Raw genomic sequence first — 20,331 nt, forward strand, 5'->3', positions numbered from 1 at the left:
ATGAAAACTTCCGTTACTACCCCTGATTCGAAGAAAGCCAGTATTTCCGAAAGCAAGAGAGCGTGGAAGAGGATCGAAGTGGTCGGCACCGTACTGCTATGTATCTGCCTGCTATTGCTGATGTTCTCGCCGGCAAGCCTGTCGGGGTTGTTCAATTCCATCATGGAGTCGGTGCAACCGGTTGTCGTCGATGTGTTCCTGACCGGGGTGGTGGGTACGGCGATCATCGTCAGCGTCATCATCGGGCGGCTGCTGGAAAGGCTTGGCTTTACCGATGCGCTGGTGCGCATCTTCGTTCCCGCCATGAAGCTCATCGGGGTCAACCCCGCCGTCATCATTCCCAGCGTGTACAACATCTTCGGGGATATCAATGCGGCCGGGAAGATCTCTGGGCCCATCCTGAAGCAGGCCGGCGCCACCAGGGATGAACAGAAACTGGCCATCGCCACCATGGTGCAGTCCCAGCAATCCTTCTCCACCTTCATGCTGGGGATGATGGCGCTGACCTTCGCCGGGGTGAATGTCTTTGTCGTGGTGCTGCTGGCGGTGTTCCTGCCGCTGATACTCTCCCCGCTCCTGCTTTCCAAAGTCATCTACCGCGACGTCAAGCGGGTCGAGATCGGCAACCTGCCCACCTTCACGCCCGAGCGCGACTTCCTGCCGACCATGTTCAGTGCCGCCCGCGAGGGGGTGGAACTGCTGCTGCTGATCCTGATCCCCGCCGTGGCACTGGTGTTCGCCGTGATCGGCGTACTGGACTATATCGGCGTGTGGACGACGATAGAGTCGGCGCTGGGTAGCGTCATGCTGCTCTTGAACATTCATCCGGAAACGGGGGTGCTGTCGATCCTGGTCAGCCCGACGCTTGCCATGGGCCAGCTGCAGGCGATGGCGGGGGAGATCGACCCCTCCCTGGTGGTCGGCTCGTTCGTCCTGGCTTCATCGGGGCTGCCGCTGTCGGCCATCTTCGGGCAGGTTCCGGTGGTCTGGGCGGAAAGCTCTGACCTGAGCGAGCGCGAGGCGATGGGGGCCGCCGTGCTGGGCATCGTGATAAGGCTGGCCACGGCGTTCGTGATCGCCTTTTTCGTGACGCCTCTGGTGGTTTAGCCAAGGGAAGGCAAGACAAGACAAGGAAAGCGAAAGGCCCGGTCGGCTGCGGTGTGCAACCGACCGGGCCTTGGCCAAGATGGGCGAAGCCGTCAGCGATAGATGTCCTGGTACTGTTTGCGCAATTCGTTCTTCTGCACCTTGCCCATCGTATTGCGTGGCAGGGAGTCGGTGAAGAATACCCGCTTGGGCTGCTTGTACTTGGCCAGCTTGCCCTGCAGGGCCCCGAGCACTCCGGTTTCGTCGAGGTCGGCGTCCGCCCGGGGCACTACCACGGCGGTGACGCCTTCGCCGAAGTCCGGGTGGGGCAGGCCGACTACGGCCGATTCCACCACACCTTCCAGCTCGTCGATCAACTGCTCGATCTCCTTGGGATAGACATTGTAGCCGCCCGAGATGACCAGATCCTTGGCGCGGCCGACGATATGCACGTAGCCGTGCTCGTCCACCGTGGCCAGATCGCCGGTCACGAAGAAGCCGTCGTCGAGCAGTTCCTCGCGGGTCTTCTCGGGCAGGCGCCAGTAGCCGATGAAAACGTTGGGGCCGCGAATCTCGAGCATGCCGATCTCGCCCTGGGGTACCGGCTCATGGGTCTCGCGGTCGGTGATGCGGTACTCCACGCCTGGCAGCGGCATGCCCACGGTGCCGGCGCGGCGTTCACCGTCGTAGGGATTGGAGAGGTTCATGTTGGTCTCGGTCATGCCATAGCGCTCGAGGATGGCATGGCCGGTCCTGGCCTCGAAGGCCTGGTGGGTCTCGGCGGTGAGCGGGGCCGAGCCGGAGACGAACAGGCGCATGTTGGCGGTCACCTCGGGGGTGAGGCGCTCGTCTTGCACCAGACGGGTATAGAAGGTCGGTACACCCATCATCACGCTGCCACGGGGCAGCTCCTCGAAGATCACGTCGGCGTCGAATTTCGGCAGGAACAGCATGCTCGAGCCGGCCATCAAGGTGACGTTGCAGCCGACGAACAGGCCGTGGGTATGGAAGATCGGCAGGGCGTGGATCAGGCGATCCTTGGCACTGAAGCGCCAGGCCTTGACCAGGGTGGTCGCATTCGAGCCCAGGTTGTCGTGGGTCAACATGGCGCCCTTGGAGCGCCCGGTGGTGCCCGAGGTATACAGGATCGCGGCCAGGTCCCGCTTGCCAAGCTCGACGATGTCATGGCGAGGCGTGGCCCGTTCGGCCTTCTCCATCAGGCTGCCGTCGGCGTCAGTGCCGAGCGTTTCCACCGCCGGGCACCCGGTGTCGGCGGCCACGACACGCGCTTCTTCGAGGGCGGCCGGGCGACAGACGAACAGCGCCGGCTCGGCATCGGCGAGGAAGTAGCGGATCTCGTCGGCAGTGTAGCCGGTGTTGAGCGGCAGGTAGACGCCTCCCACGCGCAGGCAGGCGAGATAGAGCAGTATCGCCTCGGGACTCTTGTCGACCTGCACGGCGACGCGGTTACCGGGGGCAACGCCCAGCTCGACCAGGGCACCGGCCAGCCGGGCGCTGGCGGCCAGGGTATCGGCGTAGCTATAGCGGCGCCCTTCGCGGGTGGTGATGAAGTCGGCGTCGCCGCGGTCGCGGATACGGGCAGCGAAGGTCTCGAAGAGGTTATGACTCATTTGGCATTTTCTCCCTTGGCCATTTTCCTGGCACGGCGGTTGAGGTCGCGGACCTCGCCGGAGCAGGCCACGGTGGCCTTGGCGATATAATTCTCGTGATTTCGCTCGATGTCGTCGAGAACATAGAGATAATTGACCATGAGCCCGACGGCCTGTTGCAGACCCTTGGCCGAGATATCGCCGAGCCAGTTGATGCGATGCAGCTCTGCGCCGTTGCCCAGATGGAAGCGCGCCACCGGATTGAGCGGCAGGCCCCGAGCGTTCTTCTCCTCGACCAGGTAGCGAGCGGCCAGGGGCTTGACGATCGTCTTCAGGCGCTCGCTGAGCCCCGGGTCGAGATGCCAGTCGGGGGTGTCGAGTTCGGCCAGGGGGGTGCGCAGTGATGCCGGGAGGCTCTCGTCGTTGCGACATTCCGTGAGCCAGTGGGCGAATCCCGGTACCGGGGAGAGCGTCACGAAATGTCTGAGCTGCGGCAGCTCCTGCTTGAGTTCCTGGACCACCTGCTTGATCAGGAAGTTGCCGAAGGAGATGCCGCGCAGCCCGGTCTGGCAGTTGCTGATGCCGAAGAATGCGGCGGTGTCTGCGGCCTCGGGGTCGTCGATCTCGCGATGCTCTCCGGCCAGGATCGGCTGGATCTGCTGCGGTAGTCCCTTGTGCAGGGCCACCTCGACGAAGATCAGCGGTTCGTCGCCGATCGCCGGATGGAAGAAGGCGAAGCAACGGCGGTCGAGTGCGTCGAGGCGGCGGCGCAGGTCGTTCCAGTCCTGGATCTCGTGCACCGCCTCGTAGCGGATGATCTTCTCCAGGATCGCGGCCGGGGTATGCCAATCGATGCGTTTGAGCACCAGGAAGCCGCGATTGAACCAGGAGGCGAAGAGGTGGGAGAAATCGGCATCGATGGCCCCGAGCTCTTTGGCATCGGGCCTGGGGCGCTCGCGCAGCCGGCCGAGCAGGCCCTCGCGCATGTGCACCAGTTCATAGGTGCCGTTGCTGGCCAGGTTGAGTCGCCGGAACAGCTCCTGACGGCGTGGCTCGCAGGCGTCGAACAGCTGTTGCAGGCTGGGGTTGTCGCGAGTTTCGCGGTAGGCCGCATAAGCCTCGTCGATACGCGCCGGCTCGGCGGCGAAGTCATCGGCCAGGCCCTCGAAGAAGCGAGTCCGCTCCGCCTCGTCCAACTGGTTGTACATCGCCAGCGCCCGGCTTGCCAGGCTGATGCTGGAGGCCTCGCCGTCGCTTTCCAGCAGGCCACGGCAGGCGTCGAGCAACTGGGTGTGGTCGGGGGTCGCCGAGCCGCCCTGGCGTCTCCATAGCAATGCGTCGCGCTGGGTGATGTTGTTGAAAAGCTCCTGCAGAAAGCTCATGTTCATGACATGACTCCTTCAGCCCATGACAAGGTTCGGTAGCCACAGTGCGATGCCCGGGAAGAAGCACAGCAGGATGATCCCGAGCACCATGCACATGACATAGGGCAGGCTGCCCATCAGGATGTCGCGCAGCGAGATGTCCGGCGCGATGCCCTTGATGATGAACAGGTTGAGTCCCACCGGTGGGGTGATCAGGCCGATCTCCAGGTTGATGGTCAGAATCACCGCGAACCAGTAGGGGTCGAAGTCCGCAGCCAGGATGATCGGCAGCAGGATCGGCGCGGTCATCACGATCACGGCGACCGGCGGCAGGAAGAAGCCGGCGACCAGCAGGAAGAGGTTGATGACACCCATCAACACCCAGCGGTTGACCTCGAGGTCAGCGATGGCGGCCGCTACGGTCTGGGTGATGAACATCGAGGAGAGCGCGTAGGCGAACACCTCGGCCGTGGCGATGATGATCATGATCATCACGCTTTCTCGCAGCGAGTCGCGCATGATCAGCTTGATGGGGCCCACTTGCCACATGCGGTAGATGAGGATGGCCAGAGCCAGGCAGAGGAAGGCACCGACGCCGGCGGCCTCGGAGGGAGTGGCCACTCCGCCGTAGAGTGCGAAAAGAATGCAGCCTACCACCGCCAGAAAGGGCAGGACTCGCATCATCGCCTTGACGTTGGAGTCGACGTTGGCCTTGATGTTCTGCGCCATCTTCTCGGCGGTTCGTGCCAGTGGGTTGTAGTGGCCCCCGGCCAGATGACAGGCGACCATGGTCCAGATCATGAATAGGCCGGATAGCATGAGGCCCGGTATGACGCCGGCAATGAACAGGCGGCCGATCGAGGTTTCCGTGGAGATGCCGTAGATGATCATCGTCACCGAAGGGGGGATCAGGATGCCCAGGGTTCCTCCGGCGGCGATGCAGCCTGCAGCGACACCGTCGGGATAGCCGCGGTTGCGCATCTCGGGGATGCCCATCTTGCCGATGGCGGCGCAGGTGGCCGGCGAGGACCCGGAGAGCGCGGAAAAGATCGTGCAGGCGCCGATGTTGGATACGGCCAGCCCACCCGGCAACCGGCCCATCCACAGGTCCAGAGAGCGGTAGAGATCGCGGCCGGTGGGCGAGGAGGCCACCGCGGCGCCCATCAGGATGAACATCGGAATGGCCACGAAGCCGAACTCGGCGATGCGGTCGAAGAAGGTCTCGCCGAAATAGGTGAGCTCGGGCAGGCCGCGGTCGTAGATCAGCGCGATCAGCGAGACGCCGCCCAGGGCAAAGGCGATGGGCGTGCCGATCGCCATCAGCACGATCAGGGCGATGGCAACGATGATACCCATGGTGATCGGGTCCATGCTCAGCCCTCCCCACGCAGGATTTCGGCAATGTACTGCAGCGTCAGCAGCGTCGTGCCAACGGCCATCGGCAGCAGGCCCGGCCAGAGGAGAGGGTTCCATACCGTACCGGTGGTCCAGCGGCCTTCCCAGGCTTCCCACACATAGATCCAGGAGGCGTAGGCCAGGGCGGCACAGAAGGCGAGGCCGAACAGGGCGGCAACTAGCCTCATCAGCTTGCGCACTGTGCCGCCCAGCGCGTCGGGCAGGAGGGTGATGGCGACGTGGCCGCCGGTCATCAGCACGTATGGGCTGCCCAACAGCATGGCGCCGGTTATGGACAAGACGGTGAATTCCGTCTGCCAGCTGGTGCTCATGCCCAGTATGTAGCGAATGAAGACCATCTGGCAGATGACGACGACGCCCGCAATGAACATGATGCCTGCCAGATAGGCGGTAATGCGCGACAGACGGTCCATCAGGCGGATATAGGCGCCGATCAGCCCGCTCCGCGCGGTGATTTCATGAGTCGTGGAAGCCATGGTTCCCTCGGGAGCGATTGGAAGGCGGCCACCCCGGTGGGTGGCCGAACAGCCGTGGGTCACTCAGGCGATTACTCGACTGCCAGGGCGGCGTCGATGATGGCCTGGCCGTTGGGAACGCTCTCGGCGAAATTCTTGTAGGAGGTCTCCCGAGCAATCTCGAGCCAGGCGTTATAGTCTTCCTCGGACATGCTGACGACGTCTATGCCGTTCTCCTCGTAAACCTCGACCATCTTCTGGTCGAGAGCGGCCGCCTCGGCGGCAAAGAAGTCTTCCGCTGCCTGGCCTGCTTCGAGCAGCGCTTCCTGCTGCTCCTCGTTGAGGCCCTGCCAGACCTGCTCGGAGATCAGGATCGGCTCATACATGAACCACAAGGCATAGTCCCCGGGCTCGGTCAGGCATTCGACCTGTTCGTAGAGACGGAAGGAGATGAACGACATCGACGAGGTATTGGCCGCTTCCAGTACACCGGTCTGCATGGCGGTGTAGATCTCGGAGGAAGGCATCGAGGCGATCGACGCGCCAGCGGCCTCCAGCATCTGCTCGAAGGCCGGTCCTGCGGCGCGTATGTTCTGACCGCGTATGGTGTCAGGTGACGTGATGCAGCGCTCGCTGGAAGCGAAACCGCCGGCCAGCCAGGAATCGGCCAGTACACGGGCTCCGCCATCCAGTATCACCTCCTTGATCATGTCCATGTACTCGGAGTCGTTGAGGCGTCGGGCATGGTCATGATTGCGAACCAGGCCGGGCATCAGGGTGGCGGAGAATTCCGGATGGCGACCGCTGGCGTAGTCCAGCGGCAACAGGGTCAGGTCCAGGCGTCCTCGGACCAGCGCACCCCACTGCTCGTTGGCGCGGAACAGCGATTGACCGGGATGGACCTGGATCTGCAGGCCGACATCCGCATCGGCAACATGCCGGGCCATCAACTGGACCATCTCGTCGCGGACATCGCCCTGTCCGCCGGGAAACTGGTGCGAAGCGCGTAGCACGGTGTCGGCTGAGACGGCGCCGCTGAAAGCGATGGCAAGTCCGAGCACTGCGGTAGCGGCAGGCTTGAGGTGGCGTGTCATGTGAAGCTCCAAGGATTGTTCTTGTATGGTTTAAGCAGCCACGTAGTGTTTATCAGACTGGCTGATATATATATCAATAGACTTCATATATATTGTTGTCAATATCGCCGTGCCAGACAGCAGCACATGCGAAAGGTAAACGGGTAGCCGAGGTGATGGAGGTGACGTGTGAGCAGCGTTAAGCGATCGAATGCACAGCGACTTAGAGATTCGCTTGAAGATGACATCATCAATGGGCGTCGAACGCCCGGGGAGCGCCTCGACCCGGAGGCCCTGGGGAGCGAGTTCAGCGTATCCCGTACGCCCGTGCGCGAGGCTATCCAGCAGTTGGTGGCCAGTGGCCTGGTCACGGTGTCGCCCAAGAAGGGTACCTTCGTCGCCCGGGTCGGCATCGATCAACTGATCGAGATGTTCGAAGTGATGGCGGAGCTGGAGGGTATGTGCGGGCGCCTGGCGGCACGCCGTATCACGGAGCAGGAGCTCGTCGCGCTACGCGATGCCTTCCAGCGCTGCGAGGCCGCGGCCCAGGCAGGGGACACCGACGAGTATTACTATGAGAACGAGACCTTTCACGAGTGCATTTATGCCGCGAGCCACAACGCCTTTCTGGCCGACGAGGCGCGCCGACTCAAACAGCGCCTAAAGCCCTATCGGCGTTTGCAACTGCAGGTGCGCCAGCGGATGAGCAACTCCTTGGGTGAGCACCGCGAGATCGTCGCGGCAATCGAGAAGGGGGCGGCGGAGCTCGCCGAGCGGGCGCTGCGCGAGCATGTATTGATCCAGGGCGAGCGGTTCAGTGATTTCATCGCCAGCGTCAAGAAACTGGATGCTTCCAGGACCACAACCTGACGCTGCGGACCGTCAAGGATTGCCGCGGCGCCCCAGCAACTGATCGGCCAGGTCGTGGAAGTCGCTGGCCACATAGTCGAAGGCCGGGTCGATGCTGAGATCGGGTTCGGCATCGGGCCCGTGTTCGAGCGGGCGCATCACGAAAGCGGTATGGAATCCTTCACGATGGGCGGCCTGGAGGTCGTCCTGATGGGCGGCCACCAGCATGATCTGCTGGGGGCTAAGGTCAAGAAGCCGCGCGGCCATGCGGTAGACCTCGGGGTCGCGCTTGTAGTGGCGGGCCAGCTCGGCCGACAGGATGCAGTCCCAGGGAAGACCGGCATGCTTGGCCATGTTGACCAGCAGGGCCATGTTGCCATTGGAGAGAGTGGTCAGGATGAAGCGTTCGCGCAGGCGCTCCATGCCGGTCACGGCGTCCTCCCAGGGTTGCAGGCGGTGCCAGACACGATTGAAATGCGCCTTGTCGGCTTCGGTGAGCCCGGTGATGCCGAATTCCTGAATCAGGCGGTCCAGGGTCATGCGATGTAGCTGGTCCAGCGAGGTCCAGGACAGTCGACCCTGGCGTACCCGGTGCATGGAGGGGGCATATCCGGCACGCCAGGCATCGGCAAAGGCGGCCCAGTCCACCTCCAGCCCCCGGGCCTTGCCCAGAGCCTCTCCTTCGTGGATCACGCTGCTGCGCCAGTCGACAACCGTGCCGAAGACATCGAAAGCCAGACAGCGGACATCGGCAATCTGTTGCGGGGACAGGCTCATTCCTAACGTCTCCTCATGGGTCAGGCTTGTCGGTTGGTCGTGGTGTTTCAGGGGAAGGGGGCGGCCTGGTGGCTGTCATGACAGCGGGTGCGCTCACGGTTGGTGCGTTTCATGATGCAGGAAAGCCATTCTTGTGATTATAGGTTAGAAAGTAGCGGTGTTGGGAGCCTTGGTACCTGGAGCCCGTGACCGGCATCGCCTCGGCACCACTTTCATCTGGATCCGGGGTGGAATGTTGACGGGCATGCCTTGTCTGATCAGGGTATAGCCTCACACCATGTCTTGTGGGCCCAGCCGACAATCGGAGCCATCATGTTTCCCTCCTTCACCCTTCGCTACGCCCGCTTGCCTGGACGCTTCTTCGAGCGCTTCGACCCGGTTCCCGTGGCCTCGCCACGCCTGGTGGCGTTCAACCGATCCCTGGCCGAGGAGCTGGGCTTCGACCTGGATGCGTTCGATAGGGAAGAGGCCACGGTATGGTTTGCCGGCAACGTGGTGCCGACCGGTGCCGAACCGCTGGCACAGGCCTATGCCGGGCATCAGTTTGGTGGCTTCGTGCCCCGGTTGGGCGATGGCCGTGCCGTGCTGCTGGGGGAGGTCACCGATCGGGCCGGCCGGCTGCGTGACATCCAGCTCAAGGGGGCCGGACGTACGCCGTTCTCCCGGGGTGGCGACGGCCGTGCCCCCCTGGGGCCGGTGCTGCGGGAATATCTGGTCAGCGAGGCGATGCAGGCGATGGGCATCCCCACCACCCGTGCCCTGGCCGCGGTGACCACCGGGGAGCGGGTGATGCGAGGCCTGCCCGAGCCCGGCGCCATCCTGACCCGGGTGGCGGCCAGCCATATCCGGGTCGGCACCTTCCAGTACTTCGCTGCCCGCGGCGATACCGAGGCCGTGCGTGAGCTGGCCGATCATGTGGTCTCACGTCACTACCCCGAGCTGGGAAGACTGTCCGGCAACGAACGTTACCTGGCGTTGATGACGGCGATTCAGGCCCGTCAGGCGGCCTTGATGGCGAAGTGGATGGGCGTGGGCTTCATCCATGGCGTCATGAACACGGACAACACCACGGTATCGGGCGAGACCATCGACTATGGCCCCTGCGCCTTCATGGAAACCTACGATCCCAAGACCGTGTTCAGCTCCATCGACGAGGGCAAGCGCTACGCCTATGCCAACCAGCCATGGATCGCCCAGTGGAACCTGGCGCGGCTGGCCGAGACACTGCTGCCGCTGATCGACGATGACCAGGAGCGCGCGGTGGAGCTCGCCACCGAGACGCTCCAGGCCTACCCCGCCCGATACGAGAGCGAGTGGCTGGCGGTGATGCGTGCCAAGCTTGGCATGGAGCGTGAGGAGAGAGGCGACGAGGCGTTGATCGAAGCGTTGCTGGGCGTCATGCAGGAGGGGCATGCCGACTTCACCCTGACCTTCCGGCAGCTCTGCGATTGCGCCCGCTCCTCGGCGGGAGATACGGCGCTTCTCGAACTGTTCGAGCGTGTGGAAGGCATCGAGGGATGGCTCGAACGCTGGCGCGCGCGCCTGGCCCAGGAGACGCTGGCCCCCGCCGATCGCGTCCGTCGGATGCGGCTCGTCAACCCCCTTTATATCCCGCGCAACCACCGGGTCCAGCAGGCACTGACAGCCGCCATCGACGAGGACGACTTCGCTCCTTTCGAGGCGCTGCTTGCCGTGATCACCCAGCCTTACGAGGAGCAGGCCGGTTGCGAGGCCTATACCCTGCCGGCATCGCCTAGCGAACGGGTCTTCCGTACCTTCTGTGGCACGTGAATTTGCCTAGCCGATCATGCCGGGCAGCCTGGCATCTGCGCGAGGTGCTGGCTGAAGGCGAGTATTGGGCACCGCACTTTCAGCCGCGCGGGGCAGTGACCTGAGTGTGGCTGTCTCATACCATCAGGTGATTCAGCTCGCTTCCATGCACGGTGGCTGCTCTTGGGAGTACACTAGCCGTATCTGATGTTTCGAGGCCGTGACATGCATTCCACGCGTAGTCGTGAGGACACTGAGCTTCACCAGGCAATCCTTCGGGCGCTTGCGCCATTCGATGAGATCGAACAGGTTGTGCTGTTCGGCTCGCTCGCCAAAGGACGCGCCCGGCCCGACAGCGACCTCGACCTTGCGGTGGAAGCGCCGCACCCGCTGACCAGCGATAAGAAGATCACCCTGATCGAGGCGTTGGCCCTGGCGTGCTCCCGCCCTGTGGATTTGGTCGATCTCAAGACGGCTGGCCAGCCGTTGCTGACACAGATCGTCACCTCGGGGGTTCGTCTGCAAGGCAGCGATTCGGCCTGGGCTCGGCTGGTCTATCGCAACATCATCGACAACGAGGATTTCGTGCCGCTGCAGCAGAGAATCCTCAAGGCGAGGCAGGCGGCATGGATCAATTCCTGATCAACCAGAAGCTGGAGTCACTGCGTCACTGCGTCATGCGGCTCGAGAGTCGCTGTCCGAGCAGCGTCGAGGCCTTGGAAGCGGATGTCGATGCTCAGGACATCCTGGCGCTCAATCTCACCCGTGCCGTTCAGCTCTGCGTCGACATCGCTTCGCACTGGATCGCAGAGCACCACGAGCTGACGTCCCCCATTACGATGGGGCAGAGCTTCGAGGTGCTCGCCGGGCGAAGCGTGATCAGCCAGGAGCTTGCCGATAACATGAGAAAATCGGTCGGCTTTCGCAACATCGTGGTGCACAACTACGAATCCGTTAACTGGCAAGTGGTTTTCACCATCTGCCGCGATCATCTCGACCAGTTCAGGCAGTTTGCCCGAGTCTTCATGGATCCGTCGCTTCGCTGAGCCTCGCTCCCTCCCCGAGGCGACCGAGCGGGGCCCAGCAACTCCTGCGGGGGCCTGTTTCTCGCTAGCCGATCATGCCGGGCAGCCAGGTGGCGAGCGCCGGGAACACGATCAGGATGGCCACCAGCAGCATCGAGCAGAGGATGTACGGGATCGCCGCCGAATAGATCTCTCGCATGGTGGTGCCCTTGGGCGCCACCCCCTTCATCACGAACAGCAAGAGTCCCAGCGGCGGCGTGGAGAAGCTGATTTCCAGCGCCAACAGCACGATGATGCCGAACCATATCGGGTCGAAGCCCAGCACCTGCGCCAACGGGAAGAAGAACGGCACGGTGAGCATCATGATGGAGATCTGCTCCATGAAGGTGCCGAGTACCAGAAGCACGGCGAACATGGCGAGCAGCATCAGGATGGGCGCCAGGTCAAAGCCGGTGGACCACTGGATCAGGCCGCTGGAGGCCCCGGAAAACGCCAGCAACTGGCTGAAGGTGGCCGAGCCGAACACGATCAGGTAGGCCATCAGCGTCACCTTCAGTGCCCCCGTAACCGACAGTTTGAACGCCTCCCAGCTCATGCAGCGATAAATGAAGGCCAGGATGATCGCGCCAAGCGCACCGAAGGCCGCCGCTTCGGACGGAGTGGCGAAACCCGTCAGCATCAGCATCACGATCAGGATCATCACGCTGATCATCGGCAGGATGTCGGTGAGGATCAGCCTCAGCTTGGCCTGGAGGGGAATCGGTTCGAGGTCATAGGCCGGGGCGGCCGACGGGTCGAGTCGGGTCTGGATCCAGATGGTCGCCATGTAGAGACCGGCAAGCAGCAGCCCGGGCACGATGCCGGCAATCAGCAGGGCGCCGATATCGATCTTGGCCAGTGTGGCGAGCAGCACCGCCAGCGCCGACGGCGGAATGATGATCGCCAGCCCCCCGGTGCCCAGGATGGGGCCGATGGCCATGTGCTTCTTGTAGCCGCGCCGTTCCATCTCGGGTACCAGCAGCGAGCCCATCAGTGCGGTCGAGCCCATCGATGAGCCGCTCAGGGTGGAAAATCCGGTGCCGCCTACCACGGTGACATAGGAGAGCCGGCCGGGAACCTTCCCCATCAGTTGGTCGATGGCATTGAACATCTTCATGCCGAGCCCGGTGCGGAAGAACAGCTCGCCCATCAGCAGGAACAGCGGAATTGGCACCAGGCTGAAGCTCGATAGGGCGCCGAAGCCGTTGTTGAGCATCTGGATGATGCCGCTTTGCCCTCCCATGAAGTACCAGGCGCCGATGACGTTGGCGGCCAGGAACGCCAGCGCGATAGGCGTGCCGACGGCCATGAAGCCGAGGATGAGGGCCAGGAGAAAGGCCAGGGCCAGATACCATTCCATTATTCCTTGATCCCCGCTTCGCCACTGTGAAGAATCTCTCGGCCCACCGCGAAGCGGGCGAATTCGATGGCCATCATGGAGAAACACACCGGGTAGGCGATGGTGAGAATCCACTTCGGCACGAAGAAGGCGCGCACATCGTAGTCGCTGCGCTGAAGGTTCAGCATCACCAGGTCATAGCCTTTCCAGGCCAGGATTGCACAGACCGCTACACACAGCAGGGCGACCAGGCGGCTCAGCACCTGCAGAGCCAGCGGCGGCAGGATCGAAGTGAGCAGTTCGATATGCACATGCCCTTTGTGCCTCACCAGCCAGGGTGCCCCCAGCAGAGTCAGGTAGAACATGGCGTACTCGGTGGAGAGAAAGAACCAGGCAGAAGGCTGCAGGCCGAGGTTGCGGATCACCACGGAGAGTACGATGGCCACCATCAGCCACACCAGCATGATGGCGGCCAGCAGGGCCATCCCGTTGAGCGCCAGCAGGTAAGCGCGAATCGCGTATCGCATAGCATCATCCAGGGCTCGATTGGAAGCCGAGCGGGAACGGGAAGAGGGGCCGGCCATCGGGTGACCGGTCCGTCATGCTTCAGAGGTCGTTGAACTTCTCGATCAACTCGTCATAGTGCTCGAGTCCCATGGGGTGGCGCTCCATCTGTCGACGCATGCGCTCCCAGGTGGCTTCACGGGCGGCTTCCGAGAAGCGCTCGCCGGCCTCTCCCTCCAGGCGGAAGACCTCCATGCCGTCGGCTTCCAGCTCGGCCTGCTGTTCCTGGGCCAGGGTCTCGAAGCGCTCGGCGCTTTCGCGCTCGTGCTCGATGGCCACCTCCTGGAGGATCTGCTGGGCTTCGTCGCTGAGACGGCTCCAGCTGTCCAGGTTGACGATCACGCCCATGTCGGTGGAGAAGAAGTCGGGATCGATGCGATAGTTGAGGAAGCGATCCCAGTTGAGATCCTTGAGGCCGATCCGGGTCCAGCCGGTGGCGTTGACCACGCTGCGCTCCAGCGCCGCGTAGACGTCGGTGGTGGGCAGACTGATCGGCTGTGCACCCAGGTAGTCCTGGAAGAAGGCATCGTAGACCGGATTGCTGCGCAGGGTCAGGCCGGAAACGCTCAGGTTGCCTTCGTCATCCAGGCGCGGCTCGTTGATGGTGTAGAGGTTGTAGCTCACCCCGCTGTCGAACCAGCCAAGGTAATAGGTGCCCATCTTTTCCTGGTGGATCTCGTTTAGCAGGTCGATGCCGCCGCTCTCACGGGCGTAGATGGCGTTGGTGTTGGAGGCCACCATGGCGTCGCGCTCGGGCACGGTGCCGGCGTAGAAGCTCGCCGCGGTGTAGGCCATGTCGACCACGCCGTTGCGTACCGCATCGGGCTGCTCGGAGAGGCCGATCACCTCGGGACCTCCGCGCACGTCGATCTGTACCACGCCTTCGCCGCGCTCGTTCACCTTGTCGACGAACTCGAGAAAGCTCTCGGTGTAGATCAGCGATGGGGGAAAGGCGTGAACGGCACTGATGCGGTCCACGGCCAGGGCATGGCCGGAGACCAGCAGGGTGGCAAGGCCGAGGGAAGCGATGAGAGGTTTGTTCATGGTTATTCTCCTTGTGAACAGCGGGTGATCGTGTTGCCGGTTGTTGGGCGCCCTGTTCGAGGGCGTTGTCAGCATTATCCCCGGGAGATGATCTCGGGCTGGGGTGGCGTCACGTCGAGCCAGGGGTGCCGCCGGGTGTAGTCGGCGGCAAACCGTTGGATCGCGTCCGTGTATTGTCGAGTCATGTCGATATCGTCCCAGCCGTTGAGCAGCTTGGTGCGCCAGGTGGGGGTGATGGTGAAGCCCACGGAGAGGCCACCGACGGTGATGCGCTGCGCTTCCAGGTCTACCCGCAGCTGTCCGGGGGTATCGCCCAGCGCGGCCAGCAGCGCTTCGGCGTCTTCCTCGCTCACCGTGGCCGGTAACAAGCCGTTGTTGACCGCGTTGGAGGAGAAGATGTCGCCGAAGCTCGGTGCGATCACGCAGCGAAAGCCGTGGTCCACCAGGGCATAGACGGCCGCTTCCCGGCTTGAACCGGCGCCGAAGTTACGCCGCGCCACCAGGGTCCGTGCCTTTTCGGCCTCCGGGTGGTTGAGGATGAATGTCTCATGGGGATCGCCGCTCTCGTCATGTCGCAGGTCATGCAGCAGGAACCGGCCGTAGCCGACGCTGCGCGGCTCTTTCATGAAGCGGGCCGGGATCAACTGATCGGTATCCACGTTGGCCAGCGCCAGCGGGCAGGCCGGGGCGTCGATGATCTTGATCGGTTCCATCACAATGACTCCCGTCACAGCTCGCGAATGTCGGTGAGGTGGCCGGCCACGGCGGCGGCGGCCACCATGGCGGGCGACATCAGGTGGGTTCTGGCCCCCGGCCCCTGGCGGCCCTTGAAGTTGCGGTTGGTGGTCGAGGCGCAACGCTCGCCGCTGGGCACCAGGTCACCGTTCATGCCTACGCACATGGAGCAGCCGGACTCGCGCCACTCCAGGCCGGAGGCCCGGAATATCTCGTCGAGACCCTCGGCCTCCGCCCGGTGCTTCACCTGGGTGGAGCCGGGCGAGACGATGCCCGGGACCTTGCTGCGGCGGCCTTTCAGTATGTCGGCCGCGGCCCGCAGATCCTCGATGCGGGCGTTGGTGCAGGAACCGATGAACACCCGGTCGATGGCGATGTCGGTCAGCTTCTGGCCCGGTGACAGCCCCATGTAGTCGAGGCTGTCGCGCATCTGGTGCACCCTGCCTTCGTCGCGCAGGGCTGAAGGATCCGGCACGCGCTGGTCGATGGGCAGCGCCTCTTCCGGCGATACGCCCCAGGTCACGGTGGGGGCGATCTCGGCGGCGTCCAGGGCCACGTCGCGATCGAAGCGGGCTTCGGGGTCGCTCTTCAGGGTCTGCCAGTAGGCCAGCGCCTGTTCCCAGCGCTCCCCTTGAGGGGCGAAGGGACGGCTGCGCAGATAGGCGAAGGTGGTTTCGTCAGGGGCGATCATGCCGCAGCGGGCCCCGCCTTCGATGGAGAGGTTGCACAGCGTCAGCCGCGCTTCCATGGAGAGCCCATGTATGGCGCCGCCGGCGTACTCGATGGCATGGCCGCGGGCGCCGTCGGCCCCCAGCCGGGCGATCCAGGTCAGTGCGATGTCCTTGGCGGTGATGCCGGGAGCCAGGGTGCCCTCGATGGTCAGGCGCATCTGCTTCGGGCGGCTCTGCCACAGGGTCTGGGTGGCCAGCACGTGGGCCACCTCCGAGGCGCCGATGCCGAAGGCGATGCTGCCGAAGGCGCCGTGGGTGGAGGTGTGGCTGTCGCCGCATACCATCAGCAGCCCGGGCTGGGTCAGCCCCTGCTCGGGGCCGAGCACGTGCACGATACCCTGGCGCGGGTCATCGAGGCCGAACAGGGTGATGCCGCGTTCTCGGGTATTGTCTGCCAGCTGTTCGATCATGCCGCGGATCTTGTCATCGCCGATATCGCCGAGGCTGCGTGTCAGGGTCGGCACGTAATGATCGGCGATGCCGAAGGTGAGGTCGGGGCGCGCCACGGACATCTCTCGCTCACGCAGTTTGTCGAAGGCGTGAAAGGAGCCTTCGTGGACGAAGTGACGGTCGACCCACAGCAGGCTCTGGCCGCTTTCGCTGCGGTGGATCTCATGGGCGTCCCACACCTTGTCGAACAGGGTCGTTGGCATTGTCATGGTCGGTTGGCTCGCCGAGGCCGGCATCCGGTGCATTCGTGTCAGTGCTGTAAATACAAGTCAGTGTTGTAAATACAACTAGCGCAGCACCATGCCACAGGTCAAATGTATTTTTTTCTTTTCTTTAAATGTATTAATAATAGGACATTGGTGCATCTGCCAGGTCACGCCTTGCGGGAGCGCTTCCGCCGGGCCTGCCGCGCCGCGGGGGGCATCGGCTCCCAGTAGCGGGCCTCCTCGTCGCCGGTACGGTTGAGGTCGATCTGGATGCGGTAACGGTCGGGCCGGTAGAGCGCATCCAGGTGCTCCACGCCGCGCCCCTCCTGGTCATAGACCACTCGGGTCAGCGCAATGAGCGGCGAGCCCACCGAGACATCGAGCGCCGTGGCCACGTCGTGGCTGGCCAGGGTGGCGGAAATGGTCTGCGAGGCATGGTCCACCAGCACTCCGCTGCGCTCCAGCAGGGCGAACAGCGGCATGCTGGCAAGATCGGCCTCGTTGTAGTGCAGGGCGATGTGCTCGGGTACGTGCGTAACCAGATAGGAGAACGGCTTGTCGTCGGCCATGCGCACCCGGGTAGAGCGCTGCACGCGTTCGCCGTCACGCAGGCCCAGGCTCTCCCGCACCGACTCCGGCGGTTTCACGTAGCAGAACTCCAGCAGCCTGACCCGGGATGCCTGGCTCATCTTGACCATGTTGGGCAGCAGGTTGGAGACGCTGGCCGTCATCACCGTGGCGTCGAGGGGCTGCTCCAGTACCACGGTGCCCAGGCCCGGCCTGCGGTCCACCAGCCCCGTCTCCCGCAGCGCCTCCATGGCGCGCCGAACGGTAACGCGGGAGACCCCGTGCTGCTCGGCGAGCTTGTTCTCGCCGGGTAGCTTGCTGCCGGCGGGGAGGCGCCCGCTGAGGATCGCATCCTTGAGCAGCAGGAAGATGCGATGGGATTTGGTGCCGCCCACGGAGGTCGCATGATTCTTGTTCATCGCGCATATCCTGACTCGTTCCAAGAAACTTGACGTCGATAGCCAAGTAGACATAGAAATGTATTATGCATAGTACAGCTTGATGTGCCATGAACGATAACGATAACAACCCGACGGAGAACAGCCCATGCCTGTCGTGACCTGACGCTGGCGGGCCCGTGAGGCCATGCGGCAGCCCTACCGACTTACCGACATCCAAGGAATTCTCTTGTCATGACACGTTCCGGTTTGAAAGCGCAGCTCAATGCCCCCGATATCGTCGTCGCACCCGGCATCTATGACGCCCTGGGCGCCTCGCTGGCCGAACAGGCGGGCTTCGATACCGTCTATCTCTCCGGTGCCAGTCTCGCCTATACCCAGTTGGGGCGCCCCGATATCGGCCTGCTGAGCCTCACCGAGATCAGCGATGCCATGTCGCACATCCGTGAGCGCACCGGCCTCTCCGTCGTGGTGGACTGCGATACCGGCTTCGGCAATGCCATGAACGTCATGCGCAGCGTGCGCATGCTGGAGCGAGCCGGTGCCAACGCGATCCAGCTCGAGGACCAGACCTACCCCAAGCGTTGTGGCCACCTGCGCGGCAAGACCCTGGTGCCCACCGGCGAGATGGTCGGAAAGCTGAAGGCGGCACTGGACGCCCGCGCAAGCGACCGGACCCTGATCATCGGCCGCACCGACGCCCTGGCGGTGGAAGGCGCCGACGGCGCCATGGAACGGGCGCGGGCCTATCGCGACGCCGGGGTCGACATGCTGTTCATCGAAGGCATCCGCAGCGATACCGACATCGAGCGGATCATGGGGGAGTTCCGCGGCCAGGTGCCGATCATGGCCAACATGGTGGAAGGGGGCGATACGCCGCTGCAGAACGCCGAGGCGCTGCAGGCGCAGGGCTTCTCGCTGGTGATCTTTCCGGGTGCCCTGGTGCGTGCCGTCACCCACATGGCCAGCCAGTTCTTCGCTACCCTGCGCCGCGATGGCACCACGGACGCCTTCCGTGACCGCATGCTCGACTTCCGGCAGCTCAACGACTACCTCGGGACAACGTCGATGCTGGAGCTGGGCCAGAAATACGATGGCCATTGCAGCCATTGATGTCGTGGTCAACCGCTGACGCTTCGTTCAACCGTTTTCGCTCAGGAGATGTTTCATGATCACCACCGACAAGACCGCCAAGGAGCTCTTTCACGAGGTCATGGCCAACCCCCAGCGAGTCCCCTTCGGCTTCGGCAGGAAGGCGGTGCTGGTCAACGTCGATCCCCAGAAGGCCTATACCCGTACCGACCTCTACAAGACCGCCTACGAAACCGACCCCAACCAGCTCGACCACGTGAACCGGCTGGCGCGTTCGTTCCGCCAACTGGGCTGGCCGGTGGTATGGACCCACGTGGCCTTCCTCGACTCCGCCGAGGATGCGGGCGTGTGGGGCACGCGCACCGATACCCCCGACTCGCTGCAGAACATCAAGTACGGCTCCGAGCGCGCCGAATTCGACGAGCGGGCGGAGATCGACCCGAGCGACGTCGTCTACACCAAGCGGATGCCGTCGGCCTTCTTCGAGACCCCGTTGCAGTCGCTGCTGGTGTGGCATCAGGTCGATACGGTGATCGTCACCGGCGGCTCCACCTCCGGCTGCATCCGCGCCACCGCGGTGGAAAGCCTCTCTCGCGGCTATCGCACCATCGTTCCGATGGAGTGCGTGGCCGACAAGCACGAGAGCTACCACTATGCCAACCTCACCGACCTGCACCTCAAGTACGCCGACGTGATGCCGGTGGCGGACGTGCTGAGCTGGCTCGAGTCGCGTAGCGCCGAGCGGGCTTGACCACCTGCCGCGCGAGTGGAAGAGGAGTGTGCAACATGAAGGAAACGCTTGGCGCCTATGACTACTGGCCCTACGAGAATCGCCCGAAGATCACCTGGCCGGGTGGCGCTCGGGTCGCCTTCTGGGTGGCCCCCAACATCGAATACTACGAGCTCGATCCGCCCCTGAACCCGCAGCGCAAGCCGTGGCCGACACCGCACCCGTCGGTGCCCGGCTACGCCATTCGCGACTACGGCAACCGGGTCGGTCACCAGCGCCAGATGGCCCTGCTCGACAAGTACGGCATTCGCGGCTCGGTGTCGCTGTCGGTGGCGCTGTGCGAGCACCATCCCGAGATCATCGAGATGTGCCGCGAGCGTGACTGGGAGTTCTTCAGCCATGGTATCTACAACACCCGCTACACCTATGGCATGAGCGAGGCCCAGGAGCGGGAGATGATTCGCGACGGCATCGGGACCATTCACCGTCACACCGGCCAGAAGTGCGCCGGCTACCTGGCGCCGGCGCTCTCCCACTCGGAGCGGACGCTGGATCTGTTCGCCGAGGTGGGGCAGGAGCTGTTCGGTGACGAGGCCGGCCTCTACACCTGCGACCTGTTCCACGATGATCAGCCCACGCCGATCCGGCTGCGTTCGGGACGCCGCTTCGTCTCCATGCCCTATTCGCTGGAGATGAACGACACCATCGTCTACGCGGTGAACAGGGTGGAGCCACGCCACTACCTGAAGATGCTCAAGCGTCATTTCGATCGGCTCTACGCCGAAGGCGCCGAGTCGGGCACGGTGATGTGCATTCCCACCCACAATTACCAGATCAGCTGCCCGCACCGCATCAAGGCCTTCGAGGAAGCGCTGGAATACATCACCGGCCATGGCGACGTGTGGGTGGCGACCGGCCGCGAGATCGCCCAGCACTATCTCGACCACCACTATGACGAGGCCCTGCGCGACATCGATGCCAGGGCCGCCGCGGCCAGGAGGAGCTAGGCCC

General features: G+C 63.7%; 20 protein-coding genes. 8 read left to right on the forward strand and 12 right to left on the reverse strand.

From position 1 onward, the window contains the following. Positions 1 to 1,107: a hypothetical protein gene (locus C1H69_RS19650; RefSeq protein ID WP_102655079.1), complete on the forward strand. Its 1,107-nt coding sequence runs from the start codon at positions 1 to 3 to the stop codon at positions 1,105 to 1,107. Positions 1,108 to 1,199: 92 nt separating this feature from the next. Here the strand turns inward: C1H69_RS19650 and C1H69_RS19655 are convergent, their stop codons facing one another. The 5 genes from C1H69_RS19655 to dctP (C1H69_RS19675) form a co-directional block, all read right to left on the reverse strand. After that, positions 1,200 to 2,717: a malonate--CoA ligase gene (locus C1H69_RS19655; RefSeq protein WP_102655080.1), complete on the reverse strand. Its 1,518-nt coding sequence runs from the start codon at positions 2,715 to 2,717 to the stop codon at positions 1,200 to 1,202. After that, a complete protein-coding gene (locus C1H69_RS19660) occupies positions 2,714 to 4,084 on the reverse strand; it encodes a malonyl-CoA decarboxylase (RefSeq protein ID WP_102655081.1) in 1,371 nt (456 codons plus the stop codon). Before C1H69_RS19660 ends, C1H69_RS19655 begins: the two co-directional genes overlap by 4 nt. A 12-nt stretch (positions 4,085 to 4,096) precedes the next feature. Next, positions 4,097 to 5,431, reverse strand: a complete 1,335-nt coding sequence (locus tag C1H69_RS19665; protein WP_102655082.1) for a TRAP transporter large permease — start codon at positions 5,429 to 5,431, stop codon at positions 4,097 to 4,099. A gap of 2 nt (positions 5,432 to 5,433) precedes the next feature. Further along, positions 5,434 to 5,952 carry a TRAP transporter small permease subunit gene (locus C1H69_RS19670; RefSeq protein ID WP_102655083.1) on the reverse strand — a complete coding sequence of 173 codons (519 nt, stop codon included), beginning with the start codon at positions 5,950 to 5,952 and terminating at the stop codon, positions 5,434 to 5,436. 71 nt (positions 5,953 to 6,023) lie between these two features. Then, entirely contained in the window at positions 6,024 to 7,025 is a 1,002-nt protein-coding gene (gene dctP / locus C1H69_RS19675; RefSeq protein WP_102655084.1) for a TRAP transporter substrate-binding protein DctP, read from the reverse strand. A 168-nt stretch (positions 7,026 to 7,193) separates the two neighbouring features. Between dctP (C1H69_RS19675) and C1H69_RS19680 the strand changes: the two genes are divergently transcribed. Continuing rightward, a complete protein-coding gene (locus C1H69_RS19680) occupies positions 7,194 to 7,874 on the forward strand; it encodes a GntR family transcriptional regulator (protein ID WP_102655085.1) in 681 nt (226 codons plus the stop codon). Between the two features lie 12 nt (positions 7,875 to 7,886). Here the strand turns inward: C1H69_RS19680 and C1H69_RS19685 are convergent, their stop codons facing one another. Continuing rightward, the gene (locus tag C1H69_RS19685) at positions 7,887 to 8,630 is read right to left on the reverse strand and encodes a haloacid dehalogenase type II (protein ID WP_102655086.1); all 744 of its coding nucleotides are present in this window, start codon (positions 8,628 to 8,630) and stop codon (positions 7,887 to 7,889) included. 312 nt (positions 8,631 to 8,942) lie between these two features. Here C1H69_RS19685 and C1H69_RS19690 point away from each other — a divergent pair, with 312 nt between their 5' ends. The 3 genes from C1H69_RS19690 to hepT all read left to right on the forward strand — a co-directional run bounded on the left by C1H69_RS19690 (position 8,943) and on the right by hepT (position 11,446). Beyond that, positions 8,943 to 10,421 carry a protein adenylyltransferase SelO gene (locus C1H69_RS19690; RefSeq protein ID WP_102655087.1) on the forward strand — a complete coding sequence of 493 codons (1,479 nt, stop codon included), beginning with the start codon at positions 8,943 to 8,945 and terminating at the stop codon, positions 10,419 to 10,421. A gap of 204 nt (positions 10,422 to 10,625) precedes the next feature. Continuing rightward, positions 10,626 to 11,042, forward strand: a complete 417-nt coding sequence (mntA, locus tag C1H69_RS19695; RefSeq protein WP_102655127.1) for a type VII toxin-antitoxin system MntA family adenylyltransferase antitoxin — start codon at positions 10,626 to 10,628, stop codon at positions 11,040 to 11,042. Continuing rightward, a complete protein-coding gene (gene hepT, locus C1H69_RS19700; protein ID WP_102655088.1) occupies positions 11,027 to 11,446 on the forward strand; it encodes a type VII toxin-antitoxin system HepT family RNase toxin in 420 nt (139 codons plus the stop codon). The genes mntA and hepT overlap by 16 nt, the downstream gene beginning before the upstream one ends. Before the next feature lie 64 nt (positions 11,447 to 11,510). Here the strand turns inward: hepT and C1H69_RS19705 are convergent, their stop codons facing one another. The 6 genes from C1H69_RS19705 to C1H69_RS19730 all read right to left on the reverse strand — a co-directional run bounded on the left by C1H69_RS19705 (position 11,511) and on the right by C1H69_RS19730 (position 17,519). Continuing rightward, positions 11,511 to 12,824 (reverse strand): TRAP transporter large permease, encoded by a 1,314-nt coding sequence (locus C1H69_RS19705; RefSeq protein ID WP_102655089.1) that lies wholly within the window; start codon positions 12,822 to 12,824, stop codon positions 11,511 to 11,513. Next, positions 12,824 to 13,330 (reverse strand): TRAP transporter small permease, encoded by a 507-nt coding sequence (locus C1H69_RS19710; RefSeq protein ID WP_102655090.1) that lies wholly within the window; start codon positions 13,328 to 13,330, stop codon positions 12,824 to 12,826. Before C1H69_RS19710 ends, C1H69_RS19705 begins: the two co-directional genes overlap by 1 nt. Before the next feature lie 79 nt (positions 13,331 to 13,409). Beyond that, positions 13,410 to 14,411: a TRAP transporter substrate-binding protein DctP gene (gene dctP, locus C1H69_RS19715; protein ID WP_102655091.1), complete on the reverse strand. Its 1,002-nt coding sequence runs from the start codon at positions 14,409 to 14,411 to the stop codon at positions 13,410 to 13,412. Positions 14,412 to 14,485: 74 nt separating this feature from the next. Continuing rightward, positions 14,486 to 15,124: a 3-isopropylmalate dehydratase small subunit gene (gene leuD / locus C1H69_RS19720; RefSeq protein WP_102655092.1), complete on the reverse strand. Its 639-nt coding sequence runs from the start codon at positions 15,122 to 15,124 to the stop codon at positions 14,486 to 14,488. 14 nt (positions 15,125 to 15,138) lie between these two features. Continuing rightward, positions 15,139 to 16,536 (reverse strand): 3-isopropylmalate dehydratase large subunit, encoded by a 1,398-nt coding sequence (gene leuC, locus C1H69_RS19725; RefSeq protein ID WP_102655128.1) that lies wholly within the window; start codon positions 16,534 to 16,536, stop codon positions 15,139 to 15,141. A gap of 164 nt (positions 16,537 to 16,700) precedes the next feature. After that, the gene (locus C1H69_RS19730; RefSeq protein ID WP_102655093.1) at positions 16,701 to 17,519 is read right to left on the reverse strand and encodes a GntR family transcriptional regulator; all 819 of its coding nucleotides are present in this window, start codon (positions 17,517 to 17,519) and stop codon (positions 16,701 to 16,703) included. A 213-nt stretch (positions 17,520 to 17,732) separates the two neighbouring features. Here C1H69_RS19730 and C1H69_RS19735 point away from each other — a divergent pair, with 213 nt between their 5' ends. The 3 genes from C1H69_RS19735 to C1H69_RS19745 are packed head-to-tail and all read left to right on the forward strand — an operon-like array spanning position 17,733 to position 20,327. Beyond that, positions 17,733 to 18,611 carry an isocitrate lyase/PEP mutase family protein gene (locus C1H69_RS19735; protein ID WP_102655094.1) on the forward strand — a complete coding sequence of 293 codons (879 nt, stop codon included), beginning with the start codon at positions 17,733 to 17,735 and terminating at the stop codon, positions 18,609 to 18,611. 55 nt (positions 18,612 to 18,666) lie between these two features. Further along, positions 18,667 to 19,341: an isochorismatase family protein gene (locus C1H69_RS19740; RefSeq protein WP_102655095.1), complete on the forward strand. Its 675-nt coding sequence runs from the start codon at positions 18,667 to 18,669 to the stop codon at positions 19,339 to 19,341. Positions 19,342 to 19,376: 35 nt separating this feature from the next. Next, positions 19,377 to 20,327 (forward strand): polysaccharide deacetylase family protein, encoded by a 951-nt coding sequence (locus C1H69_RS19745; protein ID WP_102655096.1) that lies wholly within the window; start codon positions 19,377 to 19,379, stop codon positions 20,325 to 20,327. The last annotated feature ends 4 nt before the right edge of the window (positions 20,328 to 20,331 follow it).

The sequence above is a fragment of the Billgrantia endophytica genome, from assembly GCF_002879615.1.
Classification (GTDB): Bacteria; Pseudomonadota; Gammaproteobacteria; order Pseudomonadales; family Halomonadaceae; genus Halomonas; species Halomonas endophytica.

Bases quoted from the DNA above. Each gene is read 5' to 3' on its own strand.
- C1H69_RS19650 (WP_102655079.1), top strand. From the start codon at position 1: ATGAAAACTTCCGTTACTACCCCTGATTCGAAGAAAGCCAGTATTTCC.
- C1H69_RS19655 (WP_102655080.1), bottom strand. From the start codon at position 2,717: ATGAGTCATAACCTCTTCGAGACCTTCGCTGCCCGTATCCGCGACCGC.
- C1H69_RS19660 (WP_102655081.1), bottom strand. From the start codon at position 4,084: ATGAACATGAGCTTTCTGCAGGAGCTTTTCAACAACATCACCCAGCGC.
- C1H69_RS19665 (WP_102655082.1), bottom strand. From the start codon at position 5,431: ATGGACCCGATCACCATGGGTATCATCGTTGCCATCGCCCTGATCGTG.
- C1H69_RS19670 (WP_102655083.1), bottom strand. From the start codon at position 5,952: ATGGCTTCCACGACTCATGAAATCACCGCGCGGAGCGGGCTGATCGGC.
- dctP (WP_102655084.1), bottom strand. From the start codon at position 7,025: ATGACACGCCACCTCAAGCCTGCCGCTACCGCAGTGCTCGGACTTGCC.
- C1H69_RS19685 (WP_102655086.1), bottom strand. From the start codon at position 8,630: ATGAGCCTGTCCCCGCAACAGATTGCCGATGTCCGCTGTCTGGCTTTC.
- C1H69_RS19690 (WP_102655087.1), top strand. From the start codon at position 8,943: ATGTTTCCCTCCTTCACCCTTCGCTACGCCCGCTTGCCTGGACGCTTC.
- mntA (WP_102655127.1), top strand. From the start codon at position 10,626: ATGCATTCCACGCGTAGTCGTGAGGACACTGAGCTTCACCAGGCAATC.
- hepT (WP_102655088.1), top strand. From the start codon at position 11,027: ATGGATCAATTCCTGATCAACCAGAAGCTGGAGTCACTGCGTCACTGC.
- C1H69_RS19705 (WP_102655089.1), bottom strand. From the start codon at position 12,824: ATGGAATGGTATCTGGCCCTGGCCTTTCTCCTGGCCCTCATCCTCGGC.
- C1H69_RS19710 (WP_102655090.1), bottom strand. From the start codon at position 13,330: ATGCGATACGCGATTCGCGCTTACCTGCTGGCGCTCAACGGGATGGCC.
- dctP (WP_102655091.1), bottom strand. From the start codon at position 14,411: ATGAACAAACCTCTCATCGCTTCCCTCGGCCTTGCCACCCTGCTGGTC.
- leuD (WP_102655092.1), bottom strand. From the start codon at position 15,124: ATGGAACCGATCAAGATCATCGACGCCCCGGCCTGCCCGCTGGCGCTG.
- leuC (WP_102655128.1), bottom strand. From the start codon at position 16,536: ATGACAATGCCAACGACCCTGTTCGACAAGGTGTGGGACGCCCATGAG.
- C1H69_RS19730 (WP_102655093.1), bottom strand. From the start codon at position 17,519: ATGAACAAGAATCATGCGACCTCCGTGGGCGGCACCAAATCCCATCGC.
- C1H69_RS19735 (WP_102655094.1), top strand. From the start codon at position 17,733: ATGACACGTTCCGGTTTGAAAGCGCAGCTCAATGCCCCCGATATCGTC.
- C1H69_RS19740 (WP_102655095.1), top strand. From the start codon at position 18,667: ATGATCACCACCGACAAGACCGCCAAGGAGCTCTTTCACGAGGTCATG.
- C1H69_RS19745 (WP_102655096.1), top strand. From the start codon at position 19,377: ATGAAGGAAACGCTTGGCGCCTATGACTACTGGCCCTACGAGAATCGC.